This window comes from Mesocryomonas lacus, from assembly GCF_055730135.2.
In genome coordinates this window covers 1-18814 of record NZ_JBUZWE020000027.1, presented here as the reverse complement: position 1 = coordinate 18814, position 18814 = coordinate 1, and the positions used below count along the sequence as shown (strand labels likewise).

Annotated in this window: 15 protein-coding genes and 2 pseudogenes; 4 read left to right on the top strand and 13 right to left on the bottom strand. The window is 63.7% G+C overall.

The annotated features are described in order from the left end of the window. Positions 1-189: 189 nt before the first annotated feature. The 8 genes from ACZLZY_RS24450 to ACZLZY_RS24415 form a co-directional block, all read right to left on the bottom strand. The gene (locus ACZLZY_RS24450; protein ID WP_472936592.1) at positions 190-1557 is read right to left on the bottom strand and encodes an HlyD family type I secretion periplasmic adaptor subunit; all 1368 of its coding nucleotides are present in this window, start codon (positions 1555-1557) and stop codon (positions 190-192) included. Continuing rightward, positions 1529-3283 (bottom strand): type I secretion system permease/ATPase, encoded by a 1755-nt coding sequence (locus tag ACZLZY_RS24445; RefSeq protein ID WP_472936591.1) that lies wholly within the window; start codon positions 3281-3283, stop codon positions 1529-1531. The genes ACZLZY_RS24450 and ACZLZY_RS24445 overlap by 29 nt, the downstream gene beginning before the upstream one ends. Positions 3284-3566: 283 nt before the next feature. Further along, on the bottom strand, positions 3567-6221 hold the full coding sequence (locus ACZLZY_RS24440) for a family 16 glycosylhydrolase (RefSeq protein ID WP_472936590.1): 2655 nt from the start codon (positions 6219-6221) through the stop codon (positions 3567-3569). 188 nt (positions 6222-6409) lie between these two features. Further along, the gene (gene modC / locus ACZLZY_RS24435; protein WP_472936589.1) at positions 6410-7510 is read right to left on the bottom strand and encodes a molybdenum ABC transporter ATP-binding protein; all 1101 of its coding nucleotides are present in this window, start codon (positions 7508-7510) and stop codon (positions 6410-6412) included. Further along, positions 7510-8205, bottom strand: a complete 696-nt coding sequence (modB, locus tag ACZLZY_RS24430; protein ID WP_472936588.1) for a molybdate ABC transporter permease subunit — start codon at positions 8203-8205, stop codon at positions 7510-7512. Before modB ends, modC begins: the two co-directional genes overlap by 1 nt. An 80-nt stretch (positions 8206-8285) precedes the next feature. Beyond that, positions 8286-9080, bottom strand: coding sequence for a molybdate ABC transporter substrate-binding protein (gene modA / locus ACZLZY_RS24425; protein WP_472936587.1), 795 nt, complete (start codon positions 9078-9080; stop codon positions 8286-8288). Positions 9081-9144: 64 nt separating this feature from the next. Next, a complete protein-coding gene (locus ACZLZY_RS24420) occupies positions 9145-10392 on the bottom strand; it encodes a DUF3095 family protein (protein ID WP_496253608.1) in 1248 nt (415 codons plus the stop codon). 162 nt (positions 10393-10554) lie between these two features. Beyond that, positions 10555-11103, bottom strand: a complete 549-nt coding sequence (locus tag ACZLZY_RS24415) for a formaldehyde-activating enzyme (RefSeq protein ID WP_472936585.1) — start codon at positions 11101-11103, stop codon at positions 10555-10557. Positions 11104-11347: 244 nt separating this feature from the next. Here ACZLZY_RS24415 and ACZLZY_RS24410 point away from each other — a divergent pair, with 244 nt between their 5' ends. Beyond that, entirely contained in the window at positions 11348-12004 is a 657-nt protein-coding gene (locus ACZLZY_RS24410) for a cupin domain-containing protein (RefSeq protein ID WP_472936584.1), read from the top strand. Between the two features lie 16 nt (positions 12005-12020). On the opposite strand, the gene ACZLZY_RS24405 is transcribed toward ACZLZY_RS24410, so the two are convergent. The 3 genes and pseudogenes from ACZLZY_RS24405 to ACZLZY_RS24395 all read right to left on the bottom strand — a co-directional run bounded on the left by ACZLZY_RS24405 (position 12021) and on the right by ACZLZY_RS24395 (position 15212). Next, a complete protein-coding gene (locus ACZLZY_RS24405) occupies positions 12021-13115 on the bottom strand; it encodes an aromatic ring-hydroxylating oxygenase subunit alpha (RefSeq protein WP_472936583.1) in 1095 nt (364 codons plus the stop codon). A gap of 83 nt (positions 13116-13198) precedes the next feature. Next, positions 13199-13957 (bottom strand): class II aldolase/adducin family protein, encoded by a 759-nt coding sequence (locus ACZLZY_RS24400; protein ID WP_472936582.1) that lies wholly within the window; start codon positions 13955-13957, stop codon positions 13199-13201. Between the two features lie 122 nt (positions 13958-14079). Next, positions 14080-15212 (bottom strand): annotated as a pseudogene (locus ACZLZY_RS24395) (IS3 family transposase). Positions 15213-15327: 115 nt separating this feature from the next. Here ACZLZY_RS24395 and ACZLZY_RS24390 point away from each other — a divergent pair. After that, positions 15328-15591, top strand: a complete 264-nt coding sequence (locus tag ACZLZY_RS24390) for a hypothetical protein (protein WP_472936581.1) — start codon at positions 15328-15330, stop codon at positions 15589-15591. 1362 nt (positions 15592-16953) lie between these two features. On the opposite strand, the pseudogene ACZLZY_RS24385 reads toward ACZLZY_RS24390, so the two are convergent. Beyond that, positions 16954-17710: pseudogene (locus ACZLZY_RS24385) on the bottom strand (IS3 family transposase); the annotation flags it as partial. Positions 17711-17827: 117 nt separating this feature from the next. On the opposite strand from ACZLZY_RS24385, the gene ACZLZY_RS24380 reads away from it, so the two are divergent. Together ACZLZY_RS24380 and ACZLZY_RS24375 are read left to right on the top strand one after the other, a co-directional pair. Beyond that, complete coding sequence (locus ACZLZY_RS24380; protein ID WP_472936580.1) at positions 17828-18082, top strand: BrnT family toxin; 255 nt, start codon at positions 17828-17830, stop codon at positions 18080-18082. Next, on the top strand, positions 18066-18371 hold the full coding sequence (locus tag ACZLZY_RS24375) for a BrnA antitoxin family protein (RefSeq protein WP_472936579.1): 306 nt from the start codon (positions 18066-18068) through the stop codon (positions 18369-18371). The genes ACZLZY_RS24380 and ACZLZY_RS24375 overlap by 17 nt, the downstream gene beginning before the upstream one ends. A 135-nt stretch (positions 18372-18506) precedes the next feature. Here the strand turns inward: ACZLZY_RS24375 and ACZLZY_RS24370 are convergent. Then, the coding region (locus ACZLZY_RS24370) for a hypothetical protein (protein WP_472936578.1) at positions 18507-18814 on the bottom strand (308 nt) is incomplete at its 5' end.

Sequence of the window (18814 nt, the reverse complement as noted above, 5' to 3'; positions counted from 1 at the left end):
GAGAACTTTTCAGGGGGTAGACCACGAGGACCCTAGAAGTCCAAAATACGGCAAGCGCCAGTCAACATCTGACCGGCGTTGTGCACTGCCGTCTGTCTTAATTCAAGGCAGGTTGCTGGGCCGACAAGGAAGGCCATCCACCCGCTAGCTCACTCTATTGTGTACAGTCAAGCCGCAGCGATAGCGCCCTCATTTCTCCCGCATTGAATGCGCCATCGCGTCGGTCAGCGGCGAGAGGAGGTAGGAGGCGACGGAGCGTTGGGCGGTGGGGACGATGATCTCGGCCTCGATGCCGGGCCGCAGGCGGCGCACGAGCTCGGGCGGCGCGCTGGCGAGATCGAGGCTGACCTCGCCGTTGACGATCGTCCGGCGTCCGTTCTCGTCGCGGACGGCGTCCGGGGAAATGCGCAGAATCGTGCCGGTCATCTGCAGCGTCCGCGAGGCCTGAAGGTTCGAGAAGCGCAGCGTCGCCTCCATGCCGGGGCGCACCTGGTCGGCGAGGTTGACCGGCAGTGCAATGGCGATGGTCAGGCTGTCGGTCGTCGGCACGATTTCCATGATGGGAACGCCGGGAGGGACCACCGCGCCGACCGAATGGACCTTGAGGTCCTGGACGACGCCGCTTTGCGTCGCGCGGATGTCGAGCTGGGCGAGAGCGGCGCGGGCCGCCTGCAGCTGCGGCCGCAGCGACTCCATCTCGTTCATGACGTCCGAGAGGTCGCGGCTGGAATCGTCCTCGACGGTCTGGCGCATTTTCAGGCGTTGCAGGGTGATGTTGCCGAGCGAGCTCTCGGCATCGGCGGTTTCGATCTCGACCGCCGAGAGGGCGTTCTGCAACTGCGTCAGCGCGCCCATCCGGTCGATCAGCGTGGCTTTCGACATGGCACCCTTGGTCACCAAGCCGCGGTTCTTTTCGATCTGGGCACTGGTGCGGTCGATCTGATCCTTCAGGGCGTCATAGCGCTGCTTCGCCATGGCCTGATGCGCCAGATACTGCTTCTCCTGGACATCGAGCTGCTTGATTTGCTGGCGGCGAAGGGCGAGGCGTGTCCGGAAGATTTCTTTCTCGGCGGAAAGTACGGCGTAGACGTTGTTCTTCGAATCTTCGGGGTTCACGTCCTGCTCGAGCGCCTCGAAGAGTGCTTCGGTGCTCATGCTGAAGTCGTCATTGTGCGCCGCTTCGGCCTTCAATCGTTCGACGCGGATCGAGCTCTTGATGAGGCGTGCGGTGAGCATGCGCAGATTGGCGTTGGCGACGGACGCGTCGAGGCTCAGCAGCAGCTGGCCCTTCGACACCGTGTCGCCATCGGAAACCTGGAGCGTCGCCACGGTCCCGCCGGTCTGATGCTCGATGGGCTTGCGTGTGGACTCCACCCCGACGGTTCCCCGGGCGATCACGGCGCTGGAGATCTCGGCAAACGCTGCCCAGGAGGCGAACGTGCCGAAGCCGAAAATGAGCGTGGCATAGCCCAGCAGCGTCAGGCCGCGCGCACTCCGGTTGAGGGAGTGGATGCCGGTGGACGGCGTGTTAGAGCGCAACGGCACGAACGGCAGCATGAAGCATGTCCTGCGGATTGGAGGTGGGCACGGCCATTGGCGGGCGCACGGCCGTGTTGCCCTTGTGGATCTCGACATTGCCGAGAGACTGGATCTGGCCATCGCGCAGCAGCAAGGCGCGGTCCGCCACGGCGATCAGCCGGTTGGTGTGGCTGGAGAACACGACGGTCGCGCCGCGGGCGCGGCAGGCCTGCATGACCTTGATGACCGACTGCTCGCCCTCGGTGTCAAGATGCGCCGTCGGCTCGTCGAGGATCAGCAGGCAAGGATCGCCGTAAAGCGCCCGCGCCAGCGCAATGCGCTGCCGGAAGCCGCCCGACAGCGGCAGCCCGCCCGGTCCGATCCGCGTGTCATAGCCGGTCGGCAGCCGCTGGATCAGCTGGTGCAGGCCCGCATCCTCGGCTGCCGCCAGAACCTTTCCACTGTCCGGATGACCCATCCGGGCGATGTTTTCGGCAACAGTGCCGGCATAGAGCGTGATTTCCTGCGGGAGGTAGCCGACATGGGCGCCCAGGCGGTCCGGATCCCAGTGCCGCAGCGAGAAGCCGTCCATCCGCACATGGCCGTCATCCGGCAGCACGGCCCCGACAAGGGCGCGCAGGAGCGTCGACTTGCCCGCGCCGGAATGGCCCGCGACCGCAAGGACGGTGCCGGGCTCGGCGCCGAAGGAGACGTTCCGCAGCAGTGTCTGCCCGCTCTCCCGGTTGACGACCGAGATGTTCTCCACGGTCACGTGCCCACGCGGGGAGGGCAAGCCCATCGAAATGCTGGGGGCTTCGTTCTCGGCGAAGAGATCGTTCAGGCGGTCATAGGCCGCGCGGGCTTCCAGAAGCGGCTTCCAGTTGGCGACGACCTGCTCCACCGGGCCGAGCGCGCGCCCCATCAGCATCGAGGCGGCAAAGATTGAACCGCCGGAAATCTTTCCCTCGATGACCAGCCAGGCGCCGACCCCCATGATGGCGGTCTGCAGGACCAGCCGGAAGACCTTGGAGGTCGACACGACCGCCGAGGCGACGTCGCCGATGCCGACCTGGCGAAGGAGGCTGTCCTCGCGGACGTCGCGCCAGCGCCCCATCATGGCCGGTATCATGCCGAGGCTGCGGATGGTCTCGGGGCTCTCGAGTGCGGAGACCGCGAACTGATGGGCGTTCGAGGCCTGGTTCGAGGCGCGGTTCTGGCCCCTGCGGGTGAGCCGGTCGTTGAGGACGGCAAAACCGAAGACGCACACCGCACCAATGAGGGTGGTGAGGCCCAAGAGCGGATGCAGCACCCAGCAGAGGAGGATGAACAGCGGCGCCCAGGGCGCGTCCATTAGCATCACAAGGCCACTGCCGGTGACGAAGTCGCGGACCTGGTCGGCGTCGCGCAGGATCTGGATCCGGGCCCCAAGCGGCAACTGCTGCCCGCCGGTGGCAACGATCCTGAACAGCGGCTGCGAGATGACCTCGTCGAACTGGACACCGGTCCGTGCCAGCACCCGCGCCCGGACAAATTCGAATACGCCGAGGAGCAGCAGCAGGAAGACGGCGATGGCCGTGATGGTCAACAGCGAGGGAATACTCCGGGAGGACAGCACCCGGTCGTAGACCTGCAGCATGTAGAGCGGGGAGACGAAGGCCAGCAGGTTGATGATGACGCTGAAGATGATCGTTGGCACCAAAGCCGGACGGAACACCTTGATGGCGCGGGCGAGGTCGTTGGTCCGGGAAGCGCGGGTGTCCGGCATGCTGATGCTCTCGCTGCAGTTTTGGCATAAAGCTGCAGTGAGTACTAAGTTCTAAGTCTTGAGTTTCAGTGAACTATTCAGCGAGCGAACGTCAGCGCAGGATAGCGAGCCAAAGCGTCGCAACCCTTATGGTGATCTGCAGGGAGAGAGCCGCACAGGAGGGCTCCGTCAGGGCGCCCTTAGAGGTGCCCTGACGGGATTGCGGTAGGCTTCGTCTTTCGGCTCAGAGCCGACGTGTCGGCAAGGACCTTGCGGTCGGCTCGCTCGGCCGAAGCTGTCGTCCTCAGGAGAAGACGTAGTCGCGCTGCGTGAGCTGGTTCGCCGAACCATGCACGTAGATGGTGCCGGCGTATGTCCCGGAGTCCATCACGTCGTAATACTGCCAGGTCTGGTCGACGCCAGTCATCTTCCCGCCGGAGTAGAGCTGGTGGTAACCGGCGAACTTCAGGGTGGAGCCTGCGCCGAAGCCGTCGAACCGCAGCATGTCGCCGCCTGTTTCACCGGCACCGGTGAAGTCGCCGATCTGGTCGACGCGGCCGTCCTTCTTGGCAAGGTCACCCTTGGCGAAGACGAAGGTATCGTTACCGGCCCCTCCGTTCAGAAGGTCAGCCGAACTGCCGCCTCGAATGATGTCGTCGCCGTCGCCACCACGAAGATTGTTGCCGTTGTTGCCGCCGATGATCACGTCGTTGCCGGCGCGGCCGTCGACCTCGTTGTAGCCGCCGCCCAGCGTGATGTGGTTCGCCAGCGCATTGCCGGTGATCTTCGCCGAGGAAGAACTCACCATGATGTCCTCGACGTTCGAGGGCAGGACGATCGCCTTGGTGCCGGAGAAAATGATGCGGTCGACGCCGGTCGAGCCGAGGGCGACGTCCATCTTCGTGGCGTCCGTCGCATGGACGTCCCGCACGGCAGGCGTCTGGACCGGGGCGACGACAGGTGGCACGACTGGGGCTGCAATGGGAACGATCACTTCCGCCGCTGGCGCCGGGGAGGTCGTGACGGGGCTCACCACTGCCGATACCGGCAGTGCGCCGGAGGGGGCGGCAACCGTGTCCAGGAAGATGAACTGTTCGGGTGAGAGCTGCGCGGTCGTCGTGTTGTCGAACATCACCGCCTGGTCGGCATCGAGGCGGAGCATGACTCCGCTTCCGACCTGCGTCAGGAAGGGCAGGACGTCGGAGAAATGGGTGAAGTGGAAGCCCATAAGCTGGATCTTGTCGGTATTCCCCGCGGTATTGCTGAAATCGAGGATGCGGTCGTTGCCGCCGCCGTCGCGGACGATGAAGACGTCGGTGCCCCCATTGCCCTTGAGGACGTCGTTGCCCTTGCCGCCGTCGAGTTCGTTATACTGGGCGTTCGATCCTGCGATGTAGTTGTTGAGATCGTTTCCGGTGGCGTATCGCGCCCAGTCGCCGGACAGCGTCAGCTTGACGTCCGTTGGCTTCATCGTGGTCGACCAGTCGTAGGCGATCTTCGTGCCACTCGCATCGATCGACGAGAAGGCGGTTGCCGCGTTGATCGGCGCCCAGCTTTTCGGAACCCCGACCGCGACATGATCGGAGGCGGTCTGGTAGGCCTTGATATAGTCGATCTTCATCTCGGCGGAGGTGAGGCTGGCGGAGGCCGTGCCGGCCCAGCCGCCGACCGCCAGATTGGCCAGCATGTACATGGGCTTGTGCATGTCGGACGGCGTCGCCGCACTGTAGACCTCGACGCCATCGACGTACCAGTTGATGGTGTCGGCTTGCCAGTCGACGCCGTAGGTGTGGTAGCCCGTGCTGAGATCGCCCATGGCGACGGCGGCGTGCGACGACGTATGGCTGCCGGTCTGGCTGGTATGGACGGTGGCGTGCACGACATTCGGATCGCCGCCGAGCGCTTCCATGACATCCAGCTCCGGCGGCCAGTCGCCGTCGATGGGCAGCATCCAGAAGGCGGGCCAGAGACCGCTGCCCTCCGGCAGGTCGGCGCGCATTTCGAAGTAGCCGTACTGCATGGAGAACGAGCGCTCGGACGTGATCAGGCCCGACGTAAAGTCGAAACCGCCCAGCGCCGTCTTCTCGGCGGCCGTCAGCCTGTCCGCGGTGATCGTCAGCGTCCCGTCGCCCGTCGTGAAGGGGCTGAGGCCGAGGTTCTTGTAAGTCGGGTCCGTGTAGATTTGCTTCTCGCCATTGCCGGCAAGCGTCCGATCCCCCCAGTAGTAGGTGGTCTTCCAGGTGCCCGACGTTCCGTTGAACAAGGACAGGGAATTGAAGTTGTCGGAGAAGACCTGCTTCATACCGCTGGTGTCGAGAGACAGCTGGAAGTTCGCTGCCGTCAGCTTGTCGGAAGAGACGTTGTTCAGGACAAGCTTCTCATTTCCGCCGAGATCGACGACGACATTGCCCGCCACCTGCTTCATCTTGGTCTGCAGTGAGGAGAAGCTCGTCACCCCATAATTGGTGAGGCGGATGACATCCCCGCCGGACCCGGCCGCAAAGTCGGTGATGAGATCACTGCCTTTGCCCTTCGAGACCACGAAGATATCGCTGTCTGCTCCGCCGGTCAGGATGTCGTTGCCACCCTTCCCGTCGATGGTCTGGCGACCGGCGCCACCCTTGACGATGTTGTCCAGCGTATTGCCGAAGGCATAGAGATCGCTGCCGATGACAGAGAGGTTTTCGACATTGTCGGGGAGGACGTAGTTCATCCAGGTCGTGACGGAGTCGACCCCGCCGCCTGCCTGCTCGGAGACCTTGTTCGAATTGGAGTAGACATAATACGTGTCGTCGCCGAAGCCCCCGGACAGCGTCATCGACACGCCGGCCTTCCCCCAGAGAGCTTCCGCCGCGCTGGTGCCCATGAGGGTGGCCGTGGTTGCCGTTGCGTAGAACGCTTTGACGGCCGTGGCACTGGTGTAGATGAACTGACCCGAAGCGTTGACGGTGTATGGCATGCGGCTAATCCCCTGGTTTGCGCCAGATTAGGGGGAACACCATAAGAAAGACGAAAAAACCTATCTAAACAGCGGGATAAAAAGGTCCGTAGGTGTTTAATGGTTGTTTGCAGCCGAGCTTAACCTCGCTTTCCACCGAAGAAGGCGCAAGCCACATTTTGAACAGCCGACCTACGCCGCGGCCTCCGCTATTTGGTGCCGCGTGTCGACCCGCCACCACGCTCAAACGACACCGATTTTACCAGCGCGAACACTTGCATGCGCGGGCGCAGGCCGAGTTCGGCGACGGAGCGGCGCGTGATGCGGGCGGCGAGCGTGCTGCCAGCGCAGTCGAGTTGAATGTCGGCATGCGTCTGGCCATCGTTGTAGATGGCGACCACGGCAACGCTAAGGACGTTGAGGGCGCTGAGCCCGGTCGGGCGCGCCAAGGCGATCATCACATCGCGGGCGCGGATACGCAGGCGGACATGCGTGCCCGCTGCCGCAGCCATTCGCGGAACCTGCAGCGTTCCCGTTCCGAGCGTCAGCGCCGTCAGTCCATAAGTATCATCATGGCCCGCCACCGTCGTCTCGACAACGCTGCCCGGCTCGAGATCGGCGACCACCGGGGCGAGGTCAAGGCGACGGGCGATCTCGGCGGAATTGCCCTGTTCGACGACGCGTCCCTCCTTCAGCACCACCAGATGCGCGGCAAGCCGCAGCACTTCGGAAATCGAATGGGTGACATAGAGGATCGGGATCGCCAGCCCGTCGCGCAGCCGTTCGATATAGGGCAGGATTTCCGCCTTGCGCGCCTCGTCTAGCGCCGCCAGCGGCTCGTCCATCAGCAGCAGCCGCGGGCTCGCCAGAAGCGCCCGGCCGATCGCTACGCGCTGGCGCTCGCCGCCCGAAAGGTTCGATGGCGGGCGGTGAAGGAGGCCGGCCAGCCCCAACAGGTCGACGACATCGTCGAAGGACTGGTAACGTTCGCCGGCCGGCGTGAACCAGCGCCCATAGACGAGATTGCGCCGAACGCTGAGATGCGGAAACAGGCGCGCATCCTGGAAAACGTAGCCGACCCGCCGCTTATGCGGAGACACGAAGATCCGCTTCTCGGTATCGACCAGCACGCGGTCGTTGACCGTGATCAGGCCGGAGTCTGGCCGCGTTAGCCCGCCGACGAGGTCGACCAGCGAGGTCTTGCCTGATCCGGACTGACCGAACAAGGCGGTGAGCCGGCTGGGGCTAGAGAAGCGGGCGTCGAGGGTGAATGCACCGAGCCGGTGGCGAAGTTCGAGCGAGATCGCCATCACGGCTCACCCCGCCGGCCGACGCGCTGGGCCAGAAGCTCCGAAAGCATCAGGGCCGTCATCGACAGGGCGACGGAAACAAGCGTGAGCCGAAGGGCGCCGGCATCGCCGCCGGGCACCTGCGTGAACGCGTATATCGCCGCGGGCAAGGTCTCGGTCTCGCCGGGAATGGCCGAGACGAAAGTGATGGTGGCGCCGAACTCGCCCATCGCCTTGGCAAAGCACAGGATCATGCCCGCGAGAATGCCAGGCAAGATCAAGGGCAAGGTGACGGTGGCGAAGACGAAGGGGGGGCTCGCACCCAACGTGCCGGCGGCATCCTCCAGCCGGCGATCCACCGCCTCGATCGACAGCCGAATCGCCCGCACCAGCAGCGGAAAGCTCATTACCGCGCAGGCAAGCACCGCACCGGTCCAGCGGAAGGAGAAGACGATGCCCACCTCCGCCAGCGCTGCACCGAAAATCCCGCGGCGCCCGAAACTCAGTAGCAGTAGATAGCCCGTTACCACCGGCGGTAGCACCAGCGGCAAGTGGACGAGCCCATTCAACAGCGCCTTGCCCCAGAACCTGCCGCGGGCAAGGAGGTAAGCGACGGCGAGGCCAAAAGGCAGGCTGGCGAGCGTCGCGACCACCGCGACACGCAGGCTGAGGCGCACTGCCGTCCACTCTTCCGGGCTGAGGGCGAGCCAATCCATGCGCGTTTCCGGCTGAGGCCGGGGAGCGGTCCCCGCCTATCTGCGACCGGCGCCCGGGCGGACGCCTGCGCGTATTGGGCCTACTTGGCGAGGACGGTAAAGCCCTCAAGTTTGAACAGCGTTTTCGCGCGCGGGCTGCTGAGGTAAGCTGCGAAGGCGGGGGCATTGGGATGACGGCTTTCGGTAGTTTCGGCGACGGGGTAGACTATCGGCGGATGCGAGGCCGCCGGGAAGGTGCCGACAACCTCGACGCCGGCGTCGGCTGCGGCGTCCGTGGCGTAGACTATGCCGAGCGGCGCCTCGCCGCGCGAGACCAGCAGCAGCGCGGCGCGAACGTTCTCCGCCTCCGCGACGTCGGCCTTGACGCTGTCCCAGACGCCGAGGCTTTCCAGCGAGGCCTTGCCGTATCGGCCGGCCGGGACCGACGCGACGGCGGCCATCGCCAGCTTGCCGCCGGAGAGGAGGTCCTTCAGCGGAAAGCCCTGGACGATCTCGGTCCGGGCGGCGCTACCTTTCGGCGCGATGAGCACGATGGCATTGCCGAGGAGTTCCTGGAGGGTCCCGGTCTTGATCAGACCCTTCTCCGCAAGGTGGTCCATCCAGTCGAGATCGGCCGAGAGAAACACGTCGGCCGGCGCGCCCGCCTCGATCTGCTTGGCGAGTGCCGAGCTCGCGGCATAGGAGATGACGGCGGATTTGCCGGTCTCTTCTGTCCAGGCGGCATTGACCGCGTCGAGCGCATTCTTGAGACTTGCCGCCGCAAACACCACCGGGCCGGCTTCCTCGGCGAGAACGGGCCGGTGGCCGTAAAGCGCCAGGCCAGCCGTGAGTGCAAGGGCGGCAAGGCGGCAGAGAAAGTCGCGGCGGTTCGGCATGGTTCCCCTTTGAAGCTGGAGCGCGGACTCTTTCGATAGAGCGAAATCCGGCGCGAGGGAAGCGCTATATCTCTCCGGATATAGCGAAGGACGTCCTTGCCGGGCTCGTCATCGGCAGGCCGCGGCGCACCCGGGCTGTCTCTTTCAAAGCTTGCGCGGCCATCGCGTAGCCGCCGGCCGCGCCGTCGACGAAGTGGATATGGTCGCTGCTGCTGGGCGAGGGCACGAAGCAGGTCATCATCGATGAAGATTGACGGTGCAGGCCGACATCTACGGTGCCGCTTCGCTCGGCCGCACGCAGCACCGCCTCGATCCGATCAGCCGTCGCCGGGGTGCAGTCGAGCGTCATCCGCAGGCCATCGTCGAACTTGCGGAAGTCGGAATTGCCGGCCATCTGCTGGCGATAGCGGTCGGGGTCGAAGCCGCCGATCGGCCGGCGGGTGGCGAGTATTAGGTACGAGATGAACTGCCGGGCGGCAACGCTGACTGCCGAGACCGCCAAGTTACGCCCGGTGCCGGCAGCGGCCATGCGTGTCTCCAGCGCAAATCCCTTCAGTGTCCAGGCGAGGCGCGGGCCACCGGGTGGAACCGGCCGGCCCTCGTCGGCCTCGTCAAAAGCCAGCGCGAGCACATCGCCGATGACCGCTTGGAACGCATCGCGTCCGGCCAGTGTCGGCATGGCGATGACCGAGAGGATCGTGCCGTGCTGCGAAGGGATCTCGGCGAAGCGGCAGGAAAGGCCGTCAAGGTTCGGCCCGGCGCCGTCGGTGGCGGCCGTCACCCCGTAATCCCCCGCCTTCATCCGCGCCTCGGCGAAGGCGAGCCCGCCGCCGGCGAACATCGCATAGGCTACATCCGGCGATACCTGAAAACGGGCGACCCGCAGGTCGTTACCCGCTGCACGGATATCCTCGACCGGGACCATCGCCACGCGCATCGTCATGCCGAAGTTGACGCCGATCCAGCGCGCCGTCCGTGCCAGCGCCAGGCGGCCGGTCTCGGCATCCTCGGGGCCAAGGGCGAAGCTTGCGCCGTCGCCGCCGAAGACGAAGGGGATCTGCCGCGCGGGAAGCGCATTCGACACGGCGGCGATGACGGCTGCAGCCGCAGTGTTGACCTCCTTGTAGCGTCCCTCCGCGATCGCTTCGGTCGATTGGACGATATCGGCGAGGCCGACGACCCATCCCGGCGGGACGGCATGGTAGCAGCGGGGATCGGCGAGGGCGGCAAAACTGCCAATCAGCGGCAGCCCGGCATAGAAATCTACGCCGTCCGTGGCGCCGTGGCTGAAGGCCTTCATCACCTGGCACATCCCTCTCATCCCATCCTCAACGCCGACCGCGCCGGATGGTGCGGTCACGATGCCGCCATCACGCCATTCAGCGATAACGCCATCTGGCCGCTCCGCCTCCCTGCCGCCCCGGTGCCGGGGTGGCGCACCGGCCGCCGCTTAAAGCCCGGCGGCCGGCCGAGCTTAGATCTTACCGTCGAGGCCCATCTGGTGGTAGCGGTGCATGATCTTGTCCTGGTTCTCCAGCAGCCAGTCGATCGAGGGCTCGTTCGCCATCGCCTTGCGGATCGCCTCGGTGGTGCCGCGGCGGTGCAGGTCGAACAGGATCTTGTGGTCGAGGGCATCGTCGTCGACGACGCTCGGCGCCAGCCAGACCGAGCAGATGATGCCGAGCTCGTTCGCCTTCTCCTTCGGGATGAAGCCCGCACGCACCGCGTCGAGCACGCCGTTGGCGATGGCGAACTGCACAGTGCCCATCAAGATGTTGGTATATTTCAAGCTGGTGACGGTGACCTTCGAGACGCAGAGCGTGACGGGGCGGACCATGATGTCGGTGTTGAGGAGCGCGAAGACGCGGGTGTGGCCGGCAACCTGGTCGCCGGTCAGCGTCGCGATGGCGGTGCCGACCGGACCGTCGAGCTCGCCGATGACGATTTCCGGCTCGGCCGCCGTCCCGGGCGGGCCACCGGCGACGAGGGCTTCTCCTGTCCGCATTCCGATACGCTCGCTCATGGCATTCCCTTTTCATGATACTGACAAATCAGCGTTAGGCCTTCCCGGCCGCAGGGCCTAGCCTTACGCCGCCCTGGCCCCGTCGATTTCCGACCTTTCGAGTGCTTCGGCGGACTTTGGCCCGGTTGCGCTGCGCCAGCTACTGCGACTTGTCGGCCCTCTCGGGCACGGTGTATTCACTCGCGTGAAATTCAGCGTAGATGGTCTCCGTTGCCGGGCCGCGACGCCGATGCGAGGACCTGCCGTGAACGATGACAACAGCGATCTGTCCCGGCCGACGCCCGCGCCAGCGATATCCGCGCGTGCTAACGAGAGCGCCGCGGCGTCGGCCGACCCGGTGGACGTGCTCGGCCCGTTGATCCGTGAGCGGCGCAAGGCGCTGGGGCTGACGCTGTCGGCCGTTTCGGCGCGCAGCGGGATGTCCGTCGGCCACCTCTCGCAGGTCGAGCGGGGCCTCTCGACGCCGACGATCCGGCAGTTGCAGCAGATCGCGGGGACGCTCGGTGTCACCATCGGCTGGTTCTTCCGCGCAGAGGCGGGGGCGCCGGAGGACGAGGGCCAGGCCGGCGTGGTAGTGCGGGCCTCTCGCCGGCGCAAGATGGAAATGACGCGCCTCGGCATCACCGACGAACTGCTGGTACCGAACCTCGACGGCGCGCTGGAACTCTTGTTCCGCACGCTCCAGCCGGGCGCCGGTGCGGGGCCCGAAGCCTATAGCCATGCCGGCGAGGAGGCCGGGCTGGTGCTGTCGGGCGAGATGCAGCTTTGGGTCGAGGACACCCGCTACCACCTCGCCACCGGCGACAGCTTTGCCTTCGCCAGCACCCGCCCGCACCGCTACCGCAATCCCGGCAGCACCGAGTTGAAGCTGGTCTGGGCGATTACCCCGCCGAGCTACTGACGGTGGTCGGCCGCCATTACTCTGCCGCCACCCGCTGGGCTTCCGGCGCCGGATCGGCGAGCGCATCGCGCACCATGTTCTGAAAGCCAAGCACGCCATGCTCGTATTTCGGCGAGACCGGTCCGCGGGTGTAGACGCCGGCGTTGAGGTTGCGCTGGACGCCGAGGATGATGTCGATGTCCTCCGAGACGATCTGCGCCGACCATTCCGCCGACTGCCGGTTGGCCTCGGCTTTCTCAGGGCTGACGTCGGTGAAGAAGTACCAGTTGATGTGGCGGATGCGGCCGGGGCCCAGCGGCTCGACGGTGGCGATCGACGAGCCCCAGTCGTAGAGGTTCAGCATCATCACGGGGAACCGGTAGAAGTAGAGGCCGCGGGTCAGCCCGCCGTCGCGCGCCGGGGCGTGCAGGTGGAAGAACCGGTCGTCATAGTGGACGTCGACCTTGTACTGCTCGATGTCCATCGAGGCGCAGAGGCCCGGATGCATGGTCTGGCAGTGGTAGCACTCAAGGTAATTGTTGCCGTAGGTCTTCCAGTCGACATCGACGTCGCTGTCCTTCGACATGAAGTAGTGCTGCTGCTCCAGCGGATAGTCGGCCGCCATTGCGTCGATCGGGCCGAGCCACTCCCGCAGGCTCTCGCCGCCGCGCGCGATGCGCAGGAAGACCAGCCCGCGCCATTCCTCGCAGTCGACGGGGTAGAGCCCCCATTCGGCGGGGTCGAAACTGTGGTCGCCGCCAAAGTCGCGGGCGCGCTTCAGAAGGCCCGCGCGGTCGAAGCTCCAGGAGTGGTAGGGGCAGACGACGAGCTTGCCGCAATGTCCGCTATCGGCTGAGACGATCTCCGCGCCGCGGTGACGGCAGACATTGTGGAAGGCGCGCAGCACGCCGTCATCCCCGCGCATCGCGAAGACCGAATAGCCCGCGACTGTCCCGCGGACGTAGTCGCCGGGGTTGGGCACCTTCTCGGACCAGGAGAACAGCATCCAGTTGCGGGTGAAGATTTTCGCCCGTTCGTCGGCGAAGCTGTCCTCGCTGGAATAGGCCCGTGCGGGCAGCGTCCAGGTCAGGGCGGAAGGGGCAAACTGCGGCTTCATGTCGGTAACGGTCATGAGGGTCTCCAGCCCGGATATGCAGCCTGTATTTGTTTTTCCGCTCGTCTGATGTCTGTTCGTCTTGTTCGGTTCTCGCTCGTTCAGTTCTTGTACGACGGGTCGATCGAGTCGATGGTGCGAAGATGCGCGGCCCATTCGAGCAGCAGGTCGCCGTCATCGAAGGCCATCTGGTCGAACTGTTCGGTGACGCGGCGCCCGACGGCGTCCGGCACCACGACCAGCGGCCGCCCCATCGACAGCGTCGCGACCTGGATCTCGCAGGCGGCATTGAGATAGAACATCGCGTTGAACATCTCGGCTGCCGTGCGACCGACGGCGATGAGGCCGTGGTTTCTGAGGACCAGCGCCGGGAACTCGCCGAGGTCGGCGACGATGCGGTCGCGCTCGGAATGGTCGAGCGCGATGCCCTCGTAGTCGTGGTAGCCGATGCGGCCGTAGAACTGCAGCGCGATCTGGTTCAACGGCAGCAGGCCGTCCGCGATCGAGGAGACGGCGACGCCGGCGCGGGTGTGGGTGTGCATGACGAAGGTGGCGTCGTGCCGGGCGCCATGGATCGCGCTGTGGATGGTGAAGCCGGCCGGGTTCACCCTTGCCGTCGAGCCGTCGACCTTGTGGCCGTCGATGTCGATCTTCACCAGCGAGGACGCGGTCATCTCCTCCCACCGGTAGCCATAGGGATTGATCAGGAAGCGGCCGTCCTCGCCCGGCACCCGCGCGGTGATGTGGGTGTAGATCAGGTCGGTCATCTTGTAGTGAGCGGCCAGCCGATAGCAGGCGGCCAGCTCGATTCGCGTTTGCCATTCGGCATCCTGAGAAGCGATTGAAGAGTGCATGGCCATGGCCCGCTCCAGGTTCATCTGCGTGAAATTAAATTCATCATTGTGACGACATATTAGCAAGCGCTAACAGAGATGGCTCGGTTCGTCCGGACAGGCTCGCCGGAGTGGGTCGTCTGCCGGGTTTATGCCGCTGCGAGAAGCGGGTGGTTGAAGTAGGCATGGTCGGGCGTCGACCGGCCCACGCTCGAGTGCAGGTGTCTGCCGTTGTAGAAGTGGAGGTATCGGCCGATCGACGTCCGGCATGGCTGACTATCTCATAGGCCCGAAGGTAGGCCTCCTCGTATTTGACCGATTTCCAGAGCCGCTCCACGAAGACGTTGTCGCGCCAGGCGCCCTTGCCGTCCGTGCTGATCTTGACCTCCTTGACCTGCAGGACTTTCGTGAAGTCGATGCTGGTGAACTGCGAACCCTGATCCGTGTTTAAAATGTCCGGCGCCCGAAGCGGGCCAAGGCCTCCTTGACGGCCTAAATGCAGAAGTCCGCCTGCATCGTGATCGAGATTCGCCAGTTCAGCACCCGCCGGTTGAACCAATCGACGACGGCTGCCAGATAGACGAAGCCCCGGGTCATCGGCACGTAGGTAATATCCATCGCCCAGACCTGGTTCGGCCGCGTCACCGGCAGCTTGCGGAGCAGGTAGGGATAGATCTTGTGGCCCGGCGCCGGCTTCGAGGTGCTCGGCCTGCGGTAGATCGCCTCGATCGCCATGCGGTTCATCAGCGCCGCGACGTGCAGGCGGCCAACGCTGATGCCTTCGCCAGCCAGGAGGTCGCGCAACATGCGACTGCCGGCGAAGGGATAGTCCAGATACAGTTCGTCGATCCGCCGCATCAGCGCGAGATCGGCGGCCCGGACCGGGCGCGGCAGGTAGTAGATGCCGCCCCGGCTGATGCCTAGCTCTCGGGCCTGCCGGACGACGGGCAGATCATGCGAGTGGTCGATCATCGTCTGGCACTCGGCAACAGTCCGGCCTTGTCGAGCGCGCCTTCCAAAAAATCGTTGGCCAATGTCAGCTCCCCGATTGTGGCGTGGAGGGTCTTCACGTCAATCAGCGGCGCTGCGGAAGCGGCGCTCGGCTCCGTTCCAAAATCGCCGGCAGCACTGTCCAGAAGCTGCGAGCGCCGCTGCGTGATCTGATTGGATGCATGTCGAACTGCTTCGCTAATTCCGCCAGCGTCTTCTCGCCGCGCCCCGCCGCCGACGCCACCGTCGCCTTGAAGGCAGCGCTGTGATTCCGCCTGAGTCTCTTGGTCATCGTCGCTCCTGATCGTAGCCATCCTGGCTGCCTTCAGGCAGACAATCCACTCAGCCCGCTGTGCAGATCTGCCGAGCCACCTCTATGTGCGCGGGAGCTTCGCTCTCTTTGGAGCATGACCAACCCCGCCTGCCTTGAAACCTTCCATCTGTTGATTGGCTACGTTCTCTGCCAAACTACTGACTGCTTCGATGCTCAGAATATTTCAACCTTAGGGGAGACGGAAATGATTCAAACGCGCGCACGTAACCGAAAGCAGTTTCGTTTGATCGAACAGCGCATTGCGCGCAGGCGGCAAACCGGACCTGCACGTGGCATTGTGGCTGGCGGAATGTTGGGAGCGATCTTCTGGGCTCTGCTGGCAATCGCGATTTCGTAAAAGGCGCATCTTGCCCAGCTTGCCAGCGACAAATTTCGAAAGGCTCCAACCTCGAAATAAGCGCTTCTCTCGCTCACTCTATCAACACGTCCGAAGCTTGCAAAAGAGAGAGTGGGAGTTACCTCAAGCCGACGAGCCATTGAAGAGCAGTCCCCGCAGCGGCGAAACTTAAGGGACTGCTCCTCTCCTCCGGCAACGCCTTTGGACCTTCACAATCTAGCAGAGCAGTGAGCAGTTCCAACTCATAGCTTAAAAACTGGTTAGCGAACTGACGTCCCACAAGTGCACGCGGTCGTCGCCATCGGTAATATGGCTACGGTTTTAGCGAGCTGGTGGCAAACTTGACTAATTTATGACCATGAGTTGGCTTACGAAGGGTTTAGTGATTACATGCTCTGAACGGGAAAATTATCCCGCGAGGAGGAACGGTCATGAGTAGGACGTTTGCCCATGCTAAGCAGCAGCCTAGGACGGCGACCGCATCGCGCACGCAGTTTGGGCCAGCCCGCGGCTTGATCATTGGCTCGATGGTTTCGGCGGCATTTTGGATTGCCCTGGCAGCCATTCTTTTACTCTAGCCGATCGAACTCAGGTTTCGCGCGACCGGCGCTCGGCACCAGAATAATGGTAGTCGGGAACGATCCTTCGATCAGTGTTTAGTACAGGTAGCGGGAAGGGACCCTTGGTCTCGCAATATACCCAACTACCATGGTGTCTTCGTCGGAAAAAACGATTCTGCCTCGACATAGGTACCGTCTGCATCTCGATGACATAGCGCAACCAACTTATCGGCTCCCATTCACCGTCATCTACGAGCTTTGTTGATTTCACGCTGTCACCTGTTTTTCGTTCATAAAGCATGAAAGTGCGACGAAGGTTCAAGCCCCCGGGACAATTAGTTTCCCTACTCGGTAAACGCACAACACATCGGAATTCCACCACAAGGCTCGCACACAGCAGGCGGTCTTTTACATGCGCCAATGGGTTTTGCCATAACTGACTTCCGCAGCATCAAGTTCGCCGGCCACTCTCTTTGCGACATCGATCCCCGACGCATCGGGTGTCGCATCAAGGTAGGCGAGGACGAGATCCACGCAGTGATGGACGTCGAGGCTGCGGGTGGTGCATGGGGTAGCCAGCGCGGCTGAAGATGCTGTTCGAGCCGCATCACTTTTATAATAACCTGACCAAACCGGCCGCACCCGCACGCTTCGTTGCCGCAGGCCTCGCCTACAAGCATTGGGGCGAACAGCCGTATACGAAGCACAGCTACCACCGGCTCGTCCGGCCATGAAGATTGACGAGACCGCGGCGCTGCAATCTGGAGTGGACCTCATTTCACCGGCCAGGCGGCGGTTAGATTTAAACACTTAGCCTGATGAATTCGCGGGGCGAGCGGAACTTCAGGCCTGAGTGCGGGTGGACCTCGCAATAGTCCTCGATCCAGTGGGGGAGCAAGGCGAGAATGGTGGCTCCGTCGGGCAGGACGGTGATGCTGGCATAGTCGCGCTTCAGCATTTTGACGAAGGCTTCCGACATGCCGTTCGACTCTGGGCTGCGAACGGGCGTGAAGAGGAGTGTCAGGCCAAGGGCACGGGCGGTGTCGGCGGTTTCCTTGGCGATGTAGGCGCTGCCGTTGTCCCACAGCCATTCGACTGCATGCGGAACGTTGGTCGTGCCGAAGCGGCGTTCGACCGCGGCGACCATGAGGTTGCGCACCATCTCGCCGGAGACGCCGGCCTGCACCACGGCCGACCAGGCGATGATCTCGCGGTCGCAAGCATCCAGGACGAAGAGAATGCGCACGACCTCGCGGTTTCGGGCATGGATCTCCAGATGGTCGGAGCACTAGCGTACGTTCGAGCGGAGCGCGATGACCACGCCGTCATGCGTTCGGCCGGACCGACGGGCGGTATGGCGCTCGAGCGTCAGGCCGTGATGCTGCATGATCCGTAACACGCGCTTGGCATTGACTGTCGGGGCCCCTCGGAGCGCAGGCGACGGTTCAGCAGCGCAATCACACGCCTGTAGCCGTAAGTCGGCCGAGCATCGACGATGCACGGATCGGCTCCAGGAACTCAGCGTCCTCGTCCTTGCGATACGGCCCCATGCACCTGACAATTTGCCAAGCGCAGCCCTCCGGGGCTGGTTGCTTGCGTGTGCGTTTCAGCCTTTTAACGAAGGCGTCACAACCGCCGCATTGCGTAGCTGACGTGACTCTCGTATCTACGAGTTTATGAAGATCGTTTGGGACGAACCAAAGCGGCAATCCAACATAGCGAAGCACGGGATGGACTTTGTCGATCTTGACCCTGAGTTTTTCGAAGATGCCGTCATCGTCCTGGCGAAGGAAAGCCGGTTCGCAGCGATCGGTGAGTTTGGCCACGTCATAACCGTAATTTTCGCCACGCTCGGCACTGAAGCCTTTTCCTTCATCAGCATGCGACCGGCTTCGGACAAGGAGAGGAAGACCTATGCAGAGGGACTTTGATCCGGCAAAAGCAGCAGCCCACGGCTACACGAAAGACGATTGGGACGCCGTCGATAGCCCCGAATTGACGGACGAAGAGCTTGCGACAGCGAAGCCGATGAGCGAGGCGATGCCGGAGGTTTATGCGGCTCTCAAGTCGGGCAAAAAGCGAGGCCGGGAGCGGAAGAAGACGCTCATTTCTATCAGGCTAGACGACGAGGTCTTGGCTGCACTCCGGGCCTCTGGCCCAGGATGGCAAAGCCGGGTCAATGAAGCGGCGCGGGAACTTGTTTCTGTCAGAAAAGATTGAACTGGTCACGCTAGATATTTGATGGCCAAAGTCGAGATTAGGAAACAGATGAAGGGCAGGTTGGCCGAGAGCGGCTATGCTGTTTCGTACTGTTCGAAGAAATCTGGGACAAGCCGAGAGTTATCCGGCCCCCTGCTAAGGGCAATAAGGCGCGGGATTGCTGCTTCTGCGAAAGCCGAGAAGCGGTAGAAAAAGGCTGGGATCAACATACCCCACCCATGGCCCTCCGTCCTTGCCCATCCAGAACACCGAGCGCTTAGATTCAAGAGCTGCCTTGAGGTCCTGACGGCGCCGCTCGCTCTGCGCCAATGCGGCCTTGAGGAGAGCGATTGCTCTGTCGGTGGCAGTCGTGTCCGGCGGGATGACGGCAATCGTCTGGCGGCCCGGCGTGAGGCTCAGCGCCTCCTCCCAGGTCATGCCGGCGCGCTGCAGGATCGCGGTGG